Source organism: Cohnella fermenti, assembly GCF_004801405.1.
GTDB lineage: Bacteria > Bacillota > Bacilli > Paenibacillales > Paenibacillaceae > Cohnella > Cohnella fermenti.
Genome location: NZ_SSOB01000026.1, coordinates 80,015 through 97,669, shown reverse-complemented (window position 1 = coordinate 97,669; position 17,655 = coordinate 80,015). Strand labels below are relative to the sequence as shown.

Genomic DNA, 17,655 nt, shown 5'->3' with positions numbered 1-17,655 from the left:
CGTGCCTCCTCCGGTTAGCCGTGCGCGTCGGCCATCGCGTCGCTCATCTCTTGCATCGCTTCCGCTCCGCCCGATTCCATCCACTTCTTCACGAACCTGTCGAAGCCCGCGTCGACGTCCATCTCTCCCATGATGATCTTGCTGAAGTATTCGGCCGTGAGCTCGTCGGAATTCGACTTGAACGATACCCACTTGGAGGTCGCCAAGCTGTAGGAGGCCGGCTCGATCAGGTATCGGTTGATGCGGGCAAGATTGTCCTTCACAGTATCCGCGAAGCCCGGCGTCACCGTCTCCCGGAACCGGACATAATCGCCCTCGGTCATCCGCGACCAACTGGCGAGGCCCCAATTGAGTTCATGAGGGGCCTCCGGGTGGACCGGGCCGAAGCCGATGTCCTTCTTCCGTTCCTCCAGATTCAGGACGACCTTGCCGTTCTCCTCCGTATAATGGACCCCGGGGACGCCGTACAGAGTCAGCCGGTTGCCCTCGTCGGAGAGCAGGAAGTCGAGGAGCCTTGCGGCGGCCCGCGGGTTGGCGGCTTTGTCGGTAATGACCGTGTAGCCCCAGAAGCCGGCGCCTGCGCTGTAGCCCCGCTTGCCCTCCGGTCCGGCCGGAGCGGACAGCTCGATCAGCTTCGCTTCCGGGAAGTTCAGGCGCAGCAGCTCCTGCTTCTTGAGCAGCTCTTCGAAGTTGGCGTTATCGAACAGCGCGCCGACCCGGCCTTCCATGAACTTCGGACGCACCTGCACGTTCGTCGCTGCGGACAGCGTGAACGGCTGAATCAACCCTTCGGCGTAGAGATCCTTCACATACCGAAGAGCTTCCTTGACCTCCGGCTGTATGGCCCAATATTCGTAATGGTCGCCCTTCTTCAGGAAGCCGGTGCTTCGTACATCGGTCGGCAGTCCCCAAGCTCCGATCAGGTCGCGAACGATCGACGGCAATCCGTCGGAGATGAGGCCGTACGTATCCTGGACGCCGTTGCCGTCGGGATCTTCGTCGCGGAAGGCGATCAGTGTCCGCCGCAGCTCTTCCAGCGTCTCGGGCAGAGGCAGTCCAAGCCGGTCCAGCCAATCCTGGCGCAGGATGAGCACATGCTGCCCGACGCTGCCCTGCGGCAGTTCGTCCTGCAGGGGAATGCCGTAGAACTGGCCGTTCACGCGAAGCTCTTGGTAACGGGGCTCGTCAAGCAGCTTGCGAAGATGGGGCAGCCCTTCCGTCAGCTCGTCCGTGAACGGAATGATCTTCCCTTCCTTGACCCACTTGTTGAAGCGGCCGGTCTTCTCGTTGTCCACGATGGTCAGCACGTCGGGGTAGCCGCCGGTCGCAATCAGGATATCGAGCTGGGTGTCCTCCCAGGCGCCGGTCTGCAGCGAGATTCGGGTGTTCGTCGCCGCTTCGATCGCTTCCAGCACCCGATCGGGGCGGCTGCCGTAATCTTGGCGATCGAAGCTGTAGATGCTGACGGCGTCCGCCCCCGCGTCGGCCTTCGCATTCGCGGCGAGCGGGTCCCCCCGATCCAGGAGCCCGCAGCCCGCGAGCAGAACGACTCCCGCGAGCGGAGCGGTCCAACGCGCCGCTCTTCCGAATTTGCTGACCATGACCGGCACCCCCTTTGCTCGTAGTATGATTGTCCACAATGGATTGTTGGATGAAATGGAAGAGAAGGAGAGAGTCCTCCCCTTCCGTCATTGCCGCTATTCCTGCTTACCCCTTGCTTGCTGCGATCGCGTCGCTCATCGCCTTCATCGCTTCCGCGCCCCCGGCCGCCTTCCAGCTCTTCACGAAGCTGTCGAAGCCCTTGTCGATGTCGACCTTGCCCATGACCGCCTTGATGAAGAATTCGTTCTCGAGCGTCTTGCCGGTGCCGATGAACTTGGACCATTCTTCGTTGCTCGTGTTGTAGGAGGCCGGCTCGATCAGGTACTTGTTGACGCGGTCGAGGTTCTCTTGGACCATCTGACTATAATTCGGCACGACCGTCTCCGATGCCTTCATATAGAATTCGCTGACCATCGGCGACCAGCGCACAATGCCCCAGTTCAGCTCGTGGAATTGGCCCGACGTGTTCACGTTGAAGCCGGGGTCCTTCTTCTTCTCCTCTTCGTTCCAGACGAGCTTGTCGCCGTCCATCGTATAGTGCACGCCTTCGATGCCGACGGTGCTCAGCTTCGTGCCTTCGTCCGAGAGGAGGAAGTCGAGCAGCTTCGCGCTCTCCAGCGGATTCTTGTTCTGGCTCGACAGCGCCGTGTACGCCCAGTGGCCGTTGCCCTTGGAATATCCGTAGGCTCCTTCGGTTCCCTTCAGAGCGGACATCTGGATCACGCTTGCGTCCGGCACGTTCGCTTGCAGGGCGGTGATGCGGTTGACGAGCTGGTCGAAGTTCATGTTCTCGACCGTGACGCCGATGCGGCCCTCGGCGAACACCGGGCGCGTCTTGGTGATGTTCGTCTGCGTCAGCGTGTCGGGATGGATGAGCCCGCTATCGTACAATTGCTTGACCCAGCGAAGGGTATCCTTCACCTGCGGTTGGATGGCCCAGTATTCGTAGCCGTCCCCGACCTTCAGGAAGCCTGTGCTCCGCTCGTCGTGCGGCAGGCCGAAGAAGCCGGCGCTATAGCTGACGAGCTTGTCGAGGCCGTTCGTAATCAGCCCGTAGGTGTCTTCCTTGCCGTTGCCGTCGGGGTCCATCGTTTTGAACTTTATCAGCGTGTCGAGGAATTCGTCCGTTGTCGTCGGAACCGGAAGCTGGAGCTTGTCGAGCCAATCCTGGCGAATCTGGAAGACGAATTGACCGGCCGAGCCGAGCGGAGGCTCATCGCGCATCGGCAGCAGATAGTACTTGCCGTCAACCTTCAGGTCTTCGAATTCCGGCTGCGTCAGCAGGCTCTTCAGATTCGGCGTCTGCTCGAGAATCTCGTCGGTGAACGGCTGCAGAATGCCGGTCTTGATCCATTGCCCGGTCCGGTCGAACGTGTCGTTGTCGATAATCGTGATGACGTCCGGGTACTTGCCGGTGGCGGTCATGACGTTGAGTTGCTCGGGGTCCCACGGAATGCCGGGCTGGATCGTGAGCTTCGTGTTGGTGCGCTTCTCGATCTCCTGGACGACCCGATCGTTCGCGTAGTCCGTACGGTCGTAGCTGTAGATCGAGATCGGCGTCGGCTCCTTGGCCGGCTCGGGCGAAGTGGAAGCGCTCTCGCTTGTGCTTGCGCTCGGGCTGACCGCGGGGGTCGACGAGGCGGACGGCGAAGCCCCTTCGTTGTTGTTGCCGCAAGCCGTGGCGGTCATCGCCAGAAGCACGGCCGCGATTCCGAGAGATCCTGCTTTCGTTGCGTTCCTGAACATTGAATCCTCTCCCCTTCGGTGGCGTTTTTTTATAATCACAATCATGTGGCCGTTCGTTCCTACGATTTGACCGCGCCGAGCACCATACCCTTGACGAAAAAGCGTTGGATCAGCGGGGAGATCGCCAGAATCGGAACGATCATCACGATAATGATGGCGGAAGTGAGCGACATGGGAATGAGCCCTGGAAGCTGGACCTGCATCTGGGTGTCGGCTCGGCGGATCAACTGACGTAGCAGCACCATCATCGGGTATTTGTCAGGAGCGACGAGGATGCCGGACCAGAAGAACTCATTCCAATGGAAAACCCCGTAGAAAAGCGTCATGACGGCCAGAATCGGCTTGGACAGCGGAAGCACGATGCGGCTGAACGTCTTGATCTCCTTCGCTCCGTCGATATAGGCGGCCTCTTCGAGCTCGCCCGGCAGGGAGGAGAAGAAGTTCTTCATCAGCACGACGTAGAACGAATTGCAGAGGAACGGAATGATGAGGCCCCAGACGTTATTCGTCAGATGCAGCGCCCGAATGACGAGATACAGGGGGATCATGCCGCCGCCGAACATCAGCGGGACAATGACCATCAGGTTCAGCGCGCCGTGCAGCCTCAGATGCGACTTGGTCAGCACATAAGCGCCGGCGCCCGTCACGATGACGTTAAGCAGCGTGCCGACAAGAGTAACGAATACCGACACGCCGAGCGCGTGAACGAGCCGGGCATCGCCGAAGACGAGCCGGTAGTAGTCGAGCGTGAAGCCGTCCGGCAGCAGGTGGTAAGCGCGGGTGACGTAATTCTCGTTCGGCATGACCGAGATCGTGACGACATAGTAGAACGGGAACAGAATAAGCAGCATGAAGCCTAGCAGGATGGCGCAGATGATCGTCTGTGCGTACCAAGGGCTGCGGGAAGTCATGGGAAGCCGCGTCCTCCTTCGGGTGCTCGGCGACCGGCGATCGGCGTTCGGGCGCGGAGCGCTTAGAACAGACCGGCCGACCCGATTTTTTGGGCAATCTTGTTCACCGTGAACAGCAGCGTCAAGCCGATGATGCCCTGGAACAGGCCGGCGGCCGCCGCGAAGCTGTAATCTCCTTGCTCGATGCCGATCCGATAGACGAACGTATCCAGAATGTCGGCGACGTCGTAAACAATCGGAGAATACAACGAGAAGATCTGCTCGAAGCCGGCGAACATCAGGTATCCGACGCGAAGGATGAGCAGCACGACAATCGTGTTGGCGAGCCCCGGCAGCGTAATATGGAACGTCTGCTTCCAACGGTTCGCTCCGTCGACTTGAGCGGCTTCGTACAGGTGAGGATCAATGCCGGTCAGGGCAGCCAGGTAGATGACCGTCTCCCAGCCCGCGCTCTTGACGATGTCGGTAATGAACACAATGCCGAGGAACCAGTCTCCTTCCGCGAGGAACGAGATGACGTCGAGATTCTGATTGACGCGAATCCCATTGATCAGGCCGGAGCCGTTGAACAGGTTCTCGATAATGCCGGCGAACACGATCCAGGAGAGGAAGTACGGAATAAACATGATGTTCTGGAACAGCCCCTTGAACCAGCGGCTTCTCAGCTCGTTGAGCAGCAGTGCCAGCGCAATCGGCACCGGGAAGCCGAACACGATTTTGCCCAGACTGATGAGCAGCGTATTGACGAACGCCCGCTGGAAGAAGACGTTGTCGAATACTTCGCGAACGCGGTCGAGCCCCACCCACGGGCTGCCGGTAATGCCGGTGACGACGGAATAATCCTTGAAGGCGATCGTGATCCCGTACATCGGAATGTAAATGAACAGGATATAGAAGATCACCATGGGCAGAGCGAGCAGGTACATCTGGCGGTAACGCCGCAAGTCCTTCCTTAGCGGCAGTCGGTTCACGTCTTCACCCCCTGTCGGAATCGAATGGGCTGATGCGGATGCGATGCGGATGTCGGCGAGCGGCCGGTCCATGGCCCGGTCTCGCATAGGCCAATCTTAGGGGGAGAGGGGCCGTGCGAGAAAGAAGCAGATCTGTGAATGTGTCTCAAATCTGTCGCTCCGGGCCCAAAACATGCGTTGCAGGCAAGTCCGGCCCCGTGCGGAGACGCTTGTTCCGGGTCCTTGCGCAGCGGGCGGGCTGACGAACGGGTTGACGCAAAAGATGAAAGTGGTAGAATTAAGCAGGCATAAAGCAAGATCGGAAGCGGTCGCGCGGGCAAGATCGGATATCGGCAGGGGGCTTATGGATTTACAATGAAAGTGAAGACGATTGCGATTGGCGTTTATATCATGTTGATTTACTGGTGTTCGCTGCATTTTTCTTTTCTGGACACGTTGTTCTTCCCGACGCTCGGGGCTTTCAGCTTCTTGTTCATCTCGCGTTCGTTCCGCTTCGCGGAGCTGACCCGAATTACAATCGGAGCGTTCGCGACTTCCATGATCGGAACCGGGTTGTACTTCCTGTACCCGAGCGCAATCTCGGTATTCGCCAACGTCCTGATCGCCATCTGGATGATCAAGAAGTTCCAATGGAACGCGCCGCCGATTGTGGCTGTCTCGCTTATCCCGTTCTTCTCCCATTCCGAGCACCACTGGCTGATTCCGCTGTCGGCCGTTGCGGCGCTGCTCGGATTGATGTTGACGCTGTACATCGCGGAGTTCGTCGACAGCCGCTTCGGGCATCTGCTCGCTTCTGCGGGCGAGAAGAGACTGCGGGAATCCGCTTCGCAGATCGCATCCTAGAACTAACCAGACGACAAGGCCATCCGGAGACGGGTGGCTTTGTTCGTCTTGGCCGGCGATGGGTAAGGGATTTAAGCAGGGAACTGTAAGGGAATTCCCTGATTTTCCATATGAGATATTTACATGACGCGCGATGTCACTTATTATCAGGGTTAGACTGACCATCCCACGATGAGGTGATGACCAATGACAATCAAAGACGAGCTTCATGGCAAGAGAATTCTTATTCCCGAGAACCCGGTCTCGAACTTCCTGTTTAACGACACGAGATCCGGCCTGATCTGGCTGGTCATCCGCCTGTACCTGGGCTATGCATGGGTCAATGCGGGCTGGCATAAGATCACGAACGAGAACTGGGTCGGCAGCAATGCTGGCGCGGGCCTCACCGGATTCATCAAGGGAGCGCTGGGGAAGGCGAACGAAGGCGGCGACGTGACGGGCTGGTATGCATCCTTCTTGGAAAATATGGTGCTGCCGCACGCCAAAGTGTTCTCGTATTGCGTGGCATTCGGCGAGACGCTCGTGGGACTGGGGCTGATTCTCGGCCTGCTGACGGGAGTCGCCGCCTTCTTCGGCGCATTCATGAATGCGTGCTTCCTGTTCGCCGGTACGCTGAGCACGAACCCGCTGCTGTTCATCCTGGCCACCTGGATTGTCCTCGGCTGGAAGGTCGCTGGCTGGTACGGCCTCGACCGCTGGGCACTGCCGCTTCTGGGCACGCCATGGAACCGGAAGCGCGCGTCGAAGGACGGCGGACCCTCGGCAACGGCATAACCCGGCCGCGCTCGAAGCCTTGCGGCGCTAAGCGCAATCGCCAGAGGGTCGGGCGACAATGAGTGGAAGCCTGGGGCTGTGCGACAACGAGCGTAATAGTGTGATAACAATAGAAATAGCGGAGAGGGGGGCGCAATTCGCGTCCCTCTCTTGCTGTAGCGTCGTCATGCCCGTCTTGCCAACCTCTGCTTCGCCTCTCCCTCGCTATCCCGCACCCACTCCCGCCATTCCCCTGCGGCTCGCGTCTGTTGTTCGCGGTCCGCCCCCGCATCGCAACTATCGCGCCGCCATCCTCTCTCGCAACTGCCGCTCCTCCGCCTCAATCGCACCGCCATCCCCTCTCGCAATTGCCGCGCCCCTCCGCAACGAATGCGATTTTTCACATATAAATCTCCCAGAGGAGGCGGAAACGAGCATTTTATGCGAAAAGCCGCATATATAGAGGATTCCGCCCCGCGGTTCGAATGATATATGTGAAAAACCGCATAAAACCATGCAACCCCCCCATTCGCGACCAGTATGAATGTGAAAAATAGCATAAAATTGAGAGTGACGATGTTGCTTCAGGAGGCTAAGGCTAAGTTGGACGCCCCCTTTGCGCTGACGAATATCGATCTGGATGAAGCAAGCATCCTTGAACTGCAAGCCGCGATGGAGCGCGGGGAGCTTACCTCTCTGGCGCTGGTACGCGCTTGCCTGTCCCGCATTGCGGCATACGACCAGGACGGCCTTCGGATGCCGGCTCGGACCCGTCCGCTCGGGCCGGCTATCCGACCGTTGCCGTTCCCGCCGGGTACCGGGCGAACGGGGAGCCGTTAGGCATTACGCCTGACCGGCGAGCACCTCTGGGTGCGACGCGATCAAACCAGTTCCGGGCTTTGGAGCATTCCCATATATTCGTACGAATGGACTCGCCCGGAAGTCCCGCTCGGCACGGCGCGGAACTTGCCTTTATCCGCCAGGAGGCGGCAGTACTTGATCACCGTGGCGATATGCAGTTCAAGCTCCTTCGCCGCCTCGGCGGGGCGAACGATCCGGTCATGGCGGATGGCGCAGCGCATCAGTTCTCTCTCGATTCTTGAATGCGAACGGGACTCCACGCGCACACTTCGAGCCTCGGCGGCCAGATAAGGAGCAAGCGCGCTTCGCAAGGCGGCGAGGATAAATTCGGGATTCTCCCTCAGCTCGTCGAGAGAGATGTAGAAGACGATGCAGCCCTGCGTCTGCAAGTAGAGGCCACGGTTCAGATCGAGCCGGAACTTGCTCCGGTCGGTTCCGTGCGAGCCGTAGTCCATAATCTCGAACGCGATGCGCAGAGCGCCGACGATCCACATAAAGTCGACGAAGTAGGGGCGTCCGCGCCAATCCCTCACTTCGTACTCGGGGTGAAGACCGCCGAAGTGCCCGACAAGCAGCCACCATACCTTCTCCGCGAATAGTTGGTTGCCGAAGCCGTGCCCGCGCTTCAAGGCGTCCAGGCGTTCTCCGGTTCTTCTCTTGAGATGCCTCTTGATCCAGCGTTCTTGCTCCGATGCGAAACTCATGGGCCTCCACCTCTCCTTGGCATAAGGGTAAACGCACAAAGCCCCGCCTCCATTCCGAATCGGAAGGAAGCGGGGCGTTCTTCGCCGCGCGATTAATGCGTTCTACTCGTAGTTTGCCACATTGCGTCCGAGTCTGCAAGGGGGGAATAGCTTGTTGCGGAGACGCGGGCCGAACGAATGTGATTTTTCACATATAAATCTCGTTGTGAGGCCGGATGCGACGGTTTTATGCGAAAAATCACATTTATAGCGACTTCGCCCCCGGTGCGTGAACGATATATGTGAAAAACCACATAAAACCACGAGAAACCCCCGCTCAAGGGCATCGCGAATGTGAAAAATCACATAAAATGCGCTAGCTGCGGTACCATTGTTCTCGCCATCTCGCCATCTCGCCATCTCGCCATCTCGCCATCTCGCCATCTCGCTACTCCCGCTGTCTTCGCGTCTCCACGAGCTCCCGCAAGGCGAGCAGAGCCTTCGCCCGGTCGTTCGTGCCGATCTTGGAGTAGATGCTGCTGAGGTAGTTCTTGACCGTGCCCCGCGTCAGGAACAGGCGGTCCGCCATCTCCTTGCTCGTGTTGCCTTCCGCGAGCAGATTCGCGATCTCGAGCTCCCTCGCCGTGAGCTCGAACCGATCGCGCGGCGGCGGGAACGAGCCTCCCGCCGCCCCGTCGCCGCCTCTCGCGCTCAACGCCAGCTTGCGGGCGACCTTCCCCGTCAGCAGCAGGCTGCCGGCCATCGCCTCGTAGATCGAGTCGATCAACTTCTTGCTGCCGATATCCTTGAGCAGGTAGCCGGCTGCGCCATGGCTAAGCGCTTCGATGATGTAATCGTCGTCGTCGAAGGTCGTCAGAATGAGGACGACAATTCCGGGATGGCGCTCTGCGAGCGCCCGGGTCGCCGCCACGCCGCCCATGCCCGGCATCCGGATGTCCATCAGCACGACATCCGGCGCCAGCTCGGCCGCCAGCGTTAGAGCTTCCTCCCCGCTGCCGGCCATCCCGACGACTTCGACCTCGGACTTATAGGTCAGCAGCGTCTCCAAGCCTTCCCGCATAATCGTCTGATCGTCCACGATCAGGACGCGCGCCTTGACCGTTCGCTCCATCATTCTTCCCCCCTCGCTCTGGGCAGTCTCACCCTGACTTCGAAGCCTCCGCTCAATCCGCCCGCCGCGCACAATTGGCCCCCGACGGCCTGCACCCGATCCCGCATCGAGGCAAGGCCGAACCCGTATTCGACCGCGTCCGCGCCGCTTCCGTCGTCCTTCACCGTCAGCAGGACGGTATCCTCCGCCGCCTCGACCGCGACCTCGATCGTCTTCGCGCCCCCGTGCTTGATCGCATTGGTGACCGACTCCTTAACGGCGCCTGCCAGCACATATTCCTGCAGCGACAGCAGCTTCAGGCCGTTCTCCATGCGGAGCCGCCAGGAGATTCCTGTCTGCCGCGCGACTTCCGCCATCATCCGCCGCACCGTCGCCTCCAGCCCGGCATCCGGCGAAGCGCCGCGCTCGGCCTTCATCGCCTTGACGACATGGCGAACGTCGTGCAGGCCCGCCTTGAGCTGATCCCGGGCGGTCGCGATCTTGCCGCGGGCCTCGTCCGGCCGGGAGCCGACGAGAAGCTGCGCTCCCTCGAGGGCGACGATGGCGACGGTCAGCGTGTGGCCGATCGTGTCGTGAACCTCCTCCGCGATCCGGTACCGTTCCCGCAGCGCCGCCGTCTCTTCCTTGGCCCGCGATTCCTCCCGCAGCGCTTCGTTCAGCCGGAGGATGGTGTCCCGCTGGTTCAGCAGCAGCTTCGTCCCCCATAGGCCAAGCACAAGCAGCGAATAGCCGAGCAGGTCGACCGCATCGCCCACATAGCCCTCCCCCGGTGCGGGCCAATGCGTCATATATGCCACATAACCTCCATACGCCAGAGGCAGCGCATACCGCGAACGATAATGAAGGATAAGATCGGCGACGAAGAGGAGGAAAACGATATTTTCCAAGGTGGTATCGCTCTGCCAGAACAGAACGAACAGCAGCACGGTCTCGATCGGCGGGGACAGCAACGAAAGCAGGCGGAGCGGCTTGCTGTCTCCGGCTAGTGCGAGCTGCCGCAGCAGGAACAGCGCGATCAGCAGCGCCGCAGCGGCAACGCCCTTGAAGCGGTCAAGGAACAGATAGAGCAGCAGAAGGGCCGCGTAAGCGGAGGTCAGCCCGAAGACGGCGAGGTTGCGCAGGCGCGGATGGCTTAGCGGTTGAATCCAGGGAAGGCTCATGTCGGCACGTCCGTTCCGAATCGTTAAGATGGTCTCAGGATGACGAGCAGCACGATGACCAGCAGCGGGATGGCTTCCACACCGTGCATGATGACGGCCGGCCAGTAGCTGCGGTATCTCTTGTTCAGGTAAGCGATGAAGAAGGAGCCGACGAGGAACACCGGGACCTCCGTGAGCTTGTGCACGTGATAGAGGCTGAACAGGGCGCCGTTGGCCACCCAATCCCACCGCCCGAACACGCCGTTCATCTTCGGCAGCAGCACGCCGCGGAAGAATAGCTCCTCGCCGAGCAGATAGTTGAACAGACAACTGGCGAGCGCGATGCCCAGCAGGTACCACGCTCCCGAGAATTCCGGAGAATTCAGCGATTCGATCTGCACATATTCGGGCGGCGCGAGCCACGGCAACGCTTTATTCAAAGCTTCTGCAACGAAGTCCAGAACTCCTGCATCCTCGATCAGGAACGTATAGACAATAAACGGGATCGTGAGCAGATAGGCCAGCCGGAACCTTCTTCCCGTCTTCGGACGGATCGGATCGTTCAGCCACAGCCGCGCCTTCAGCCTGCTCCATCCGAGCGTCCCGAGCTCGCTCCGCAGCACGAGCAGCGACAGCACGAGTTGCCACGCCATGCCAGCGATCATGAGCAGCCAGTAGGCCACGCCGGGATTGAAGTCGATCCGATCCTTCAGGAACGGAATCGCCGCGAATCGGAACAAACCCATCGGCAGCACGACAAGCGCCCATAACCCGAGGATTTTCCCCAGACTGTATTGTGAATCGTATTGCGAATTGTGGTGCGGTTCGTAGTGCGATTCTGCAGCGCGAACGTCCATCGCCGCTTCACTCCTCTCTATGCGAATGAGCAGAGTGTAAGCGAGCGGGGCGTCATATGAGAAGTGACGGTGGTCATGTGATGGGGACGGCATTCTTGGAGTGTGGGACGTCAGAATATGACGCGAAAATTCCTTGTTAGATGATGTATGTGGTGTTATCCTCAAGTGTTTAAAATCTGTTGTTTGGGATATCATAATTATGATAAAATCTACTCTATAGACTTAATTTAAAAATGAGGTGATCTCTTTGCCCATTATCAAACCTATTTCTGACCTGAGAAATAATTTTAATTACATTTCTGAAATCTGTCATAAGGAGGGAGAACCTGTATTCATAACAAAAAATGGCCATGAGGATTTGGTTGTTATGAGTCATGCATTCTATGAGAAGCAACAGGCTGTTATTGAATTGTACCAGAAGTTGGCCATGGCGGAGAAAGAAAGCTCCGACCCATCCACTCAAAAAATAGATCACATTGATCTGATGAGTAAATTAAGGAGTCGCATCAATGGAGAAAAAACTGCCGATTAAATATCTGCCGTCAGCCGCGCAGGATATTACGGAAATCATTGATTATATCTCCCTTGATAATCCCCCTGCTGCTTTAGATCTTCTCAATCAATTTGATGAATCCATTTCTATTCTTGCCTATTTTCCATTTAGCGGTCCGATTCCCAAGGACCCTAGGCTTCAATTATTAAATTATCGTATGTTGGTCATTCAAAGTTATCTTGTGTTTTATGTTGTTGGAGATGATTTTGTTGAAATTCGTAGAATTCTTCACGGCAAACGAAAATATGACTTCTTGATTTAGAGCTTGAATTTCAATGCTCCGGATTTATATAAGGAAAATCAATAAGTGTACTTGATTCATAAATCAATTCATTCACAAACCTTCTGGCTTGTTCTATTGAATCTTGTTTAATATATTCATAAATAATTTCAAGATCCTTTAGTGACCTCGGGGACCAGACTAATTCAACCATTTTTTTATGTGCTCCAATGCTTCTGTATGAGGTACTCCTTTGCCAGCATCTAATTCATTAATGCCCTCTTCAATTTTTGCTCGAGCATACAGCTTATAAAGAATATCTTCAACAGTTGCATTCTCAGGAAGGTCTTGAATCAATTTTATGACTTCGTCCTTAACGCTCATCCGTGATCACCTCAATCGGTCTTTTTAGTTTCCTTTTAAAATACACAAATCCATAAGTTGTTAGACGATTATTGATTTTCATTCTTACTTCGTGTTTCGTATAACGTTCCTGTATCCACGACGTCCCACCGACTTAAGGCTCCGCCAGGAGCCGGGCGCGACTGCGCTTAGTCGGTGCGGATGTGTCCGCCTGATTCCACTTCCTTGCTTAATCTCCTTCGGGCGGACCGAGGAGCCGCCAGGCTCCGAAGCGTGGATATGATGTTATACGACGATCTTGCCTACCTCGATATACTTACATATTCATCTAAAATAAACCACATATATAAAATAAGGCCGGTATGCCGGCCTTATTTTAAGCTAAATATTTTGAATTGATTTTATATTCTTAAGATACTCTTCATTAAGATATTGTCTCTTTGAAGCCTCACTGTCCTTAAGATCTGAAACAACGTCATTTATTATACTCGTTACGTCTTTAATCGCTTCAAGAAATTTATTCTGGTCGTTTAAAACTACATTAATCTTCTCACAATAAGAGTTGATTTTTTTTGAATTTAGAGAAGGCATATCTTCACCGTTTATCAAATATCTCAGCATCATTAACATTTGGAATCTAAACTTTCGATATATACCATCAATACTTTTATTTCTAAAATAAAACTCAAGTTTATATAATGCGTATGCACCAGTATAGTATGGGAGTAATTCGTGGTTTTCATTAAATGTCTTTCCAGTCATATCTTTAACTAAGATGCCATAGAATCTACTTGCAATATGGGGCTGATCTAAGAACATTGACGCAAAACTCTTCAATTGCGTTGGTATAGTTACAATTCTTACTTTCTCAATTTCCGATACAGAATTATATTGTTTAGAACGTCTTTCATAATACAGTTTACTTGGTCCTTCAAAGGTTTGATAAAATGATTCTAGCTTTTTATGAAAATCTAATAGTGCTATGAGCTGCTCATCAGTTACCTCAGTTTGTCTATTAGTTGCTTTTATAATTTTGTTAATTATGTCTTCATTTTTTGTAGATATTAACTTAATAGGAAGATGTACATTCTTCTCATTAATGTTTTCTCTATTGTTGTATAGCACATGGCTTGTCTGACATCCGTTTACCACTTGGTAGTCCTCTAGGGTGAATTTATTCCTAATATTTGTCAAGGTCTTTGCCACCAAAGTAACTCCGTTATTAAGAACCACAAAGGAGCTCGCATCTGAAGACTGTAATGTATCATTTATCTCTTGATTAACTGCGTTTTCTCCTTGAAAATCCCTAACATTGTCATAAAAGATTGATTTTCTTATCTTTTCCGATTCATCTATAATAAGCTTAAAATATTCTTCTAACGGTAATGTTCCAAGATATGCTTGTTCAATGCCTTCGATTTCAGGTAATAACACCTTATTTTCAAAGTTAATCTCTTTAATAATATTATCTTTTGTACTTCTATAAAACCTTTGAATTGTATCAGCATCTATTGAATGAAACTCGACTTCTTTAAATAAATTAAGATCCATAATATCTCTCTTTATTATATCTATTCTTGCAGTTAGATTTGTGTCATTTAACCATTTCCCAGTAGTAACGTAATACATAATGCAACTTGGTTTTTCCTTCATTTGCGGGAACTTACTGATAATATACTCTATAATTTTAGATTTCTCTTTTATAAACTCATTCCGCACTAATTGTGGTGTTTCAGAGAAAAAATCGTTGACACCAAAACCAAAAGTACCAATTTCTCCACCATCAAAACTTTGAGAAGTTTTTGATTGGATCATTATGTACTTTACTTCCTGTAGAGACTTATTCATCTCAATGAGACCATCTATTTCCTCAACGGAAGAAATCAACTTACCATTTGCTATAATAGCAATACCATCTATTCCACAATCTCCTCCATCACCAACAGAGATATCTTGAATTTCAAAACTATCATCATATTCTCTAGATACAATGCTGTAATTAACAAAATGTTCGAATAGCTTGCTAGTGTCGGCTGTATTTATTTGCTGAGATTTAGAAAAATCGTCTAAGAAACTCTTGGTTATTCTATCCATGGATTTCACACCTTTTTTAATAGAGCTAATTACCAAAAATTATAATGTAAGTTTGTTTCAATATAAAGAAAATGTTTTGTTGTTACTTAACTTCAGCAAGATTGTCGTATAACGTATTAATCCCGAACTTCGTAAATTCCCCGAACTACCATTGCTGCGGGATTTCAATAAGTCCTAATCCATTTATGATAGCATAAGATGGGAATATATGGTGTGATGTTTGAACTTGAATTTATTCCGCAGCTTTGACATCGCGAGAACGCCGAATGAATTTTACTTGTATCACGGAATCGACAGGAACAAGCATTTTTATTAAAATCGTTAAATTAGCAAGGAGAATCCATTGCCCAGCCAAGGAGGCCGTAATGAGCAATTCCCATGTTCAAACGCGAGTCGATGCCGCGAACCGAATTCTCTTCACCGGAGGAGGATCGGCCGGTCACGTTACCGTGAATCTAGCCTTGATTCCGCAGTTCCTTAGCGACGGATGGGAGGTCGAATACATCGGCTCCGAGACCGGCATCGAACGCGAGCTAATCGCTTCGAGTCTTCCGATTCCGTATTATCCCATAGCGACGGGCAAGCTCAGGCGCTATCTCTCGAAGGACAATATCAAAGATCCGTTCCGCGTCATTAAGGGAGTAACTCAAGCCTATCGGCACATCCGTGCTCGGCGTCCCGACGTTGTTTTCTCCAAGGGGGGCTTCGTGTCTGTCCCGGTTGTCATTGGCGCATGGCTGAACAGGGTTCCTGTTGTCCTCCACGAATCGGACCTGACGCCGGGCTTGGCGAACAAGATTGCCAGCCGCTTCGCGGTCGGAATCTGTACGACGTTCCCGGAGACGGAAGCCTACATCGGCGGTGGGAAGTGCCATTATGTTGGTCCCGTGCTTCGGGAAGAGATCGGGATGGGCGGTGCCGAGCGGGGATTGGCGTTCTCGGGATTCTCCGATGGGGGATTGTCCGGGGACAGGAAGCCGGTGATTCTGGTCATGGGAGGCAGCTTGGGGTCCATGAGCATCAACACTGCGGTGAGGCAAGCCCTTCCGGAGTTGACCCAACGCTTCCGGGTGGTGCATCTATGCGGTAGAGGCCACCTTGACCCTGCAGCGGACAACCCGGACTATCGACAATTCGAGTATATCGATAAGGAGCTGCCGGACCTGCTTGCCATGAGTGACCTCATCGTCTCCCGAGCCGGCTCCAACTCTCTGTTCGAGTTCTTGTCGCTCAAGAAGCCCATGCTTCTGATTCCGCTGACCAAGCAGCAGAGCAGAGGCGATCAGTTGCTCAATGCGGCTTCGTTCGAGCGAAGCGGGTATGCCAAGGTTCTCCAGGAAGAACGACTGGATGCGGCCCAACTGGTACGGGCGGTAGCGGACCTCTACAGCGACAAGGAATCCTATATTCGGAGGATGGGCGACACCCCTATAGGCGACGCGCGGGGCAGGCTGCAGCGGCTGATCGTCCAAGCGGCGGGGAAGGAAGCGGAAGGTTGACTCAAGGTTAGTTTAATCCCTGCCCAATCCCTGCTCAATCCCCGCCCAAGGTTGACTCCCCCGCCCCCGTCCGGTACCATTTAGCTAAAAGCTCTCTTGGCGCACGAGTCATCGCGTCAGGCGGGCCTTTGTTAGTTGAAGGAGACGTTCATGAACGAAATCAAGGAATTGCTGACCAACCTCGGAATCTCATCCGCGGCGGCCGTCTATCTGGCGAATATCGTCATGATCGTCGGAATCGCCGTCATCTGTGTGCTGGCCAACTTCGTGACCAAACAAGTCGTGCTGAGAATCGTCACTCATTACATCCGGAACAATCGATTCACCTGGGACAACTACATCCTCGAACGGAAGGTCATTCAGAGGCTCTGCCACCTTGTTCCTGCGATCATCATCTCCTACTTCTCCCGCAGCTTCCCGGCGTATGAGGATCTGATCCTCCAGGGCGTCGCCATCTATCTGATCGTCGTGGCGATTCTTGTGCTCGATGCCCTGCTGAGCGCCGCGAACGACATCTATTCGACCTATGAGATCTCCAAGAGCCGTCCGATCAAGGGATACATCCAAGTGGTCAAAATCTTCGTGTTCATCATCGGCGGCATTCTCGTGGTCTCGAGCCTGATCGGTCGGAGTCCGCTGATTCTGCTCAGCGGCATCGGCGCGTTGTCGGCGGTCATGCTGCTCATCTTCAAGGACTCGCTGCTCGGCCTCGTCGCCGGCGTCCAATTGACGTCCAACGACATGGTGCGGGTCGGCGACTGGATCGAGATGTCCAAGTACGGCGCGGACGGCGACGTCATCGACATCTCGCTGAACACCGTCAAGGTGCAGAACTGGGACAAGACGATCACGATGATTCCCTCGTATGCGCTCATCTCCGACTCGTTCCGGAATTGGCGGGGCATGCAGAACTCGGGCGGCCGGCGCATCAAGCGCTCGCTCTACATCGACATGAACAGCATCGGCTTCTGCACGCCGGACATGATCGAGAGGTTCAAGAAGATCCATCTTCTAGAGGAGTACCTTCTGGACAAGGAACGGGACATCGAACGCCACAATGTGGAAAATGAGGTTGACCGGACGGTGCCCGTGAACGGTCGGGCGATGACGAACATCGGGGTTTTCCGCGCGTATGTGGAACGGTATCTGGAGCAGCACCCGGCGATTCACCAGAGCATGACGCGAATGGTTCGCCAGCTCGCCCCCGGGGAGACCGGGCTGCCGCTGGAGATCTACGCGTTCACCAATACGATCGTCTGGGCCGTCTACGAGGGGGCGCAGTCCGACATCTTCGATCACCTGCTCGCGGTCGCCCCGGAATTCGGCCTGCGCGTGTTCCAGAACCCGACGGGCGGGGACATGCGGGAGATGCTGGGGACGCTGAAGTCCTAAAGACCAACTCGAAAATCATGGACAAAATTCCCTTCT

General features: G+C 54.6%; 18 protein-coding genes. 7 read left to right on the top strand and 11 right to left on the bottom strand.

The genetic code is table 11. The features are described from left to right. Positions 1 to 14: 14 nt before the first annotated feature. From E6C55_RS19765 to E6C55_RS19750, 4 genes are all read right to left on the bottom strand, one after another. Entirely contained in the window at positions 15 to 1,601 is a 1,587-nt protein-coding gene (locus E6C55_RS19765) for an extracellular solute-binding protein (protein WP_136371541.1), read from the bottom strand. Between the two features lie 106 nt (positions 1,602 to 1,707). Next, positions 1,708 to 3,348, bottom strand: a complete 1,641-nt coding sequence (locus tag E6C55_RS19760) for a type 2 periplasmic-binding domain-containing protein (RefSeq protein ID WP_168735762.1) — start codon at positions 3,346 to 3,348, stop codon at positions 1,708 to 1,710. 59 nt (positions 3,349 to 3,407) lie between these two features. Beyond that, positions 3,408 to 4,259 carry a carbohydrate ABC transporter permease gene (locus E6C55_RS19755; protein ID WP_136371539.1) on the bottom strand — a complete coding sequence of 284 codons (852 nt, stop codon included), beginning with the start codon at positions 4,257 to 4,259 and terminating at the stop codon, positions 3,408 to 3,410. A 62-nt stretch (positions 4,260 to 4,321) separates the two neighbouring features. Next, positions 4,322 to 5,230 carry an ABC transporter permease gene (locus E6C55_RS19750; protein ID WP_168735761.1) on the bottom strand — a complete coding sequence of 303 codons (909 nt, stop codon included), beginning with the start codon at positions 5,228 to 5,230 and terminating at the stop codon, positions 4,322 to 4,324. A gap of 354 nt (positions 5,231 to 5,584) precedes the next feature. Here E6C55_RS19750 and E6C55_RS19745 point away from each other — a divergent pair, with 354 nt between their 5' ends. From E6C55_RS19745 to E6C55_RS19735, 3 genes are all read left to right on the top strand, one after another. After that, complete coding sequence (locus E6C55_RS19745; RefSeq protein WP_136371537.1) at positions 5,585 to 6,073, top strand: HPP family protein; 489 nt, start codon at positions 5,585 to 5,587, stop codon at positions 6,071 to 6,073. A gap of 186 nt (positions 6,074 to 6,259) precedes the next feature. Beyond that, positions 6,260 to 6,847: a DoxX family membrane protein gene (locus E6C55_RS19740; protein WP_136371536.1), complete on the top strand. Its 588-nt coding sequence runs from the start codon at positions 6,260 to 6,262 to the stop codon at positions 6,845 to 6,847. 582 nt (positions 6,848 to 7,429) lie between these two features. Beyond that, complete coding sequence (locus E6C55_RS19735) at positions 7,430 to 7,666, top strand: hypothetical protein (RefSeq protein WP_136371535.1); 237 nt, start codon at positions 7,430 to 7,432, stop codon at positions 7,664 to 7,666. 41 nt (positions 7,667 to 7,707) lie between these two features. On the opposite strand, the gene E6C55_RS19730 is transcribed toward E6C55_RS19735, so the two are convergent. The 4 genes from E6C55_RS19730 to E6C55_RS19710 all read right to left on the bottom strand — a co-directional run bounded on the left by E6C55_RS19730 (position 7,708) and on the right by E6C55_RS19710 (position 11,498). Beyond that, positions 7,708 to 8,391, bottom strand: a complete 684-nt coding sequence (locus E6C55_RS19730) for a hypothetical protein (protein ID WP_136371534.1) — start codon at positions 8,389 to 8,391, stop codon at positions 7,708 to 7,710. Positions 8,392 to 8,818: 427 nt separating this feature from the next. Then, positions 8,819 to 9,505 carry a response regulator transcription factor gene (locus E6C55_RS19720; RefSeq protein WP_230986765.1) on the bottom strand — a complete coding sequence of 229 codons (687 nt, stop codon included), beginning with the start codon at positions 9,503 to 9,505 and terminating at the stop codon, positions 8,819 to 8,821. Continuing rightward, positions 9,502 to 10,662: a sensor histidine kinase gene (locus E6C55_RS19715; RefSeq protein WP_136371532.1), complete on the bottom strand. Its 1,161-nt coding sequence runs from the start codon at positions 10,660 to 10,662 to the stop codon at positions 9,502 to 9,504. Before E6C55_RS19715 ends, E6C55_RS19720 begins: the two co-directional genes overlap by 4 nt. Before the next feature lie 23 nt (positions 10,663 to 10,685). Further along, positions 10,686 to 11,498 (bottom strand): CPBP family intramembrane glutamic endopeptidase, encoded by an 813-nt coding sequence (locus E6C55_RS19710; protein ID WP_168735760.1) that lies wholly within the window; start codon positions 11,496 to 11,498, stop codon positions 10,686 to 10,688. A 247-nt stretch (positions 11,499 to 11,745) separates the two neighbouring features. Here E6C55_RS19710 and E6C55_RS19705 point away from each other — a divergent pair, with 247 nt between their 5' ends. Together E6C55_RS19705 and E6C55_RS19700 are read left to right on the top strand one after the other, a co-directional pair. Then, entirely contained in the window at positions 11,746 to 12,030 is a 285-nt protein-coding gene (locus E6C55_RS19705) for a type II toxin-antitoxin system Phd/YefM family antitoxin (RefSeq protein ID WP_136371530.1), read from the top strand. After that, a complete protein-coding gene (locus E6C55_RS19700; RefSeq protein WP_136371529.1) occupies positions 12,008 to 12,313 on the top strand; it encodes a type II toxin-antitoxin system RelE/ParE family toxin in 306 nt (101 codons plus the stop codon). Before E6C55_RS19705 ends, E6C55_RS19700 begins: the two co-directional genes overlap by 23 nt. A 10-nt stretch (positions 12,314 to 12,323) precedes the next feature. Here the strand turns inward: E6C55_RS19700 and E6C55_RS35455 are convergent, their stop codons facing one another. From E6C55_RS35455 to E6C55_RS19685, 3 genes are all read right to left on the bottom strand, one after another. Further along, positions 12,324 to 12,485: a type II toxin-antitoxin system RelE/ParE family toxin gene (locus tag E6C55_RS35455; RefSeq protein WP_136371528.1), complete on the bottom strand. Its 162-nt coding sequence runs from the start codon at positions 12,483 to 12,485 to the stop codon at positions 12,324 to 12,326. Continuing rightward, complete coding sequence (locus E6C55_RS19690) at positions 12,473 to 12,655, bottom strand: hypothetical protein (protein WP_136371527.1); 183 nt, start codon at positions 12,653 to 12,655, stop codon at positions 12,473 to 12,475. The genes E6C55_RS35455 and E6C55_RS19690 overlap by 13 nt, the downstream gene beginning before the upstream one ends. 360 nt (positions 12,656 to 13,015) lie before the next feature. Continuing rightward, the gene (locus E6C55_RS19685; protein ID WP_136371526.1) at positions 13,016 to 14,728 is read right to left on the bottom strand and encodes an AIPR family protein; all 1,713 of its coding nucleotides are present in this window, start codon (positions 14,726 to 14,728) and stop codon (positions 13,016 to 13,018) included. A 365-nt stretch (positions 14,729 to 15,093) separates the two neighbouring features. On the opposite strand from E6C55_RS19685, the gene E6C55_RS19680 reads away from it, so the two are divergent. Both E6C55_RS19680 and E6C55_RS19675 read left to right on the top strand, forming a co-directional pair. Beyond that, on the top strand, positions 15,094 to 16,227 hold the full coding sequence (locus tag E6C55_RS19680; RefSeq protein WP_136371525.1) for an undecaprenyldiphospho-muramoylpentapeptide beta-N-acetylglucosaminyltransferase: 1,134 nt from the start codon (positions 15,094 to 15,096) through the stop codon (positions 16,225 to 16,227). A 150-nt stretch (positions 16,228 to 16,377) separates the two neighbouring features. Next, positions 16,378 to 17,619 (top strand): mechanosensitive ion channel family protein, encoded by a 1,242-nt coding sequence (locus E6C55_RS19675; protein ID WP_136371524.1) that lies wholly within the window; start codon positions 16,378 to 16,380, stop codon positions 17,617 to 17,619. The last annotated feature ends 36 nt before the right edge of the window (positions 17,620 to 17,655 follow it).

Excerpts from the sequence above, each read along its gene's own strand:
- E6C55_RS19710 (WP_168735760.1), bottom strand. The coding sequence starts at position 11,498 with ATGGACGTTCGCGCTGCAGAATCGCACTACGAACCGCACCACAATTCG.
- E6C55_RS19675 (WP_136371524.1), top strand. The coding sequence starts at position 16,378 with ATGAACGAAATCAAGGAATTGCTGACCAACCTCGGAATCTCATCCGCG.
- E6C55_RS19730 (WP_136371534.1), bottom strand. The coding sequence starts at position 8,391 with ATGAGTTTCGCATCGGAGCAAGAACGCTGGATCAAGAGGCATCTCAAG.
- E6C55_RS19720 (WP_230986765.1), bottom strand. The coding sequence starts at position 9,505 with ATGATGGAGCGAACGGTCAAGGCGCGCGTCCTGATCGTGGACGATCAG.
- E6C55_RS19765 (WP_136371541.1), bottom strand. The coding sequence starts at position 1,601 with ATGGTCAGCAAATTCGGAAGAGCGGCGCGTTGGACCGCTCCGCTCGCG.
- E6C55_RS19755 (WP_136371539.1), bottom strand. The coding sequence starts at position 4,259 with ATGACTTCCCGCAGCCCTTGGTACGCACAGACGATCATCTGCGCCATC.
- E6C55_RS19690 (WP_136371527.1), bottom strand. The coding sequence starts at position 12,655 with ATGAGCGTTAAGGACGAAGTCATAAAATTGATTCAAGACCTTCCTGAG.
- E6C55_RS19745 (WP_136371537.1), top strand. The coding sequence starts at position 5,585 with ATGAAAGTGAAGACGATTGCGATTGGCGTTTATATCATGTTGATTTAC.
- E6C55_RS19685 (WP_136371526.1), bottom strand. The coding sequence starts at position 14,728 with ATGGATAGAATAACCAAGAGTTTCTTAGACGATTTTTCTAAATCTCAG.
- E6C55_RS19680 (WP_136371525.1), top strand. The coding sequence starts at position 15,094 with ATGAGCAATTCCCATGTTCAAACGCGAGTCGATGCCGCGAACCGAATT.
- E6C55_RS19760 (WP_168735762.1), bottom strand. The coding sequence starts at position 3,348 with ATGTTCAGGAACGCAACGAAAGCAGGATCTCTCGGAATCGCGGCCGTG.
- E6C55_RS19715 (WP_136371532.1), bottom strand. The coding sequence starts at position 10,662 with ATGAGCCTTCCCTGGATTCAACCGCTAAGCCATCCGCGCCTGCGCAAC.
- E6C55_RS19740 (WP_136371536.1), top strand. The coding sequence starts at position 6,260 with ATGACAATCAAAGACGAGCTTCATGGCAAGAGAATTCTTATTCCCGAG.
- E6C55_RS35455 (WP_136371528.1), bottom strand. The coding sequence starts at position 12,485 with ATGGTTGAATTAGTCTGGTCCCCGAGGTCACTAAAGGATCTTGAAATT.
- E6C55_RS19700 (WP_136371529.1), top strand. The coding sequence starts at position 12,008 with ATGGAGAAAAAACTGCCGATTAAATATCTGCCGTCAGCCGCGCAGGAT.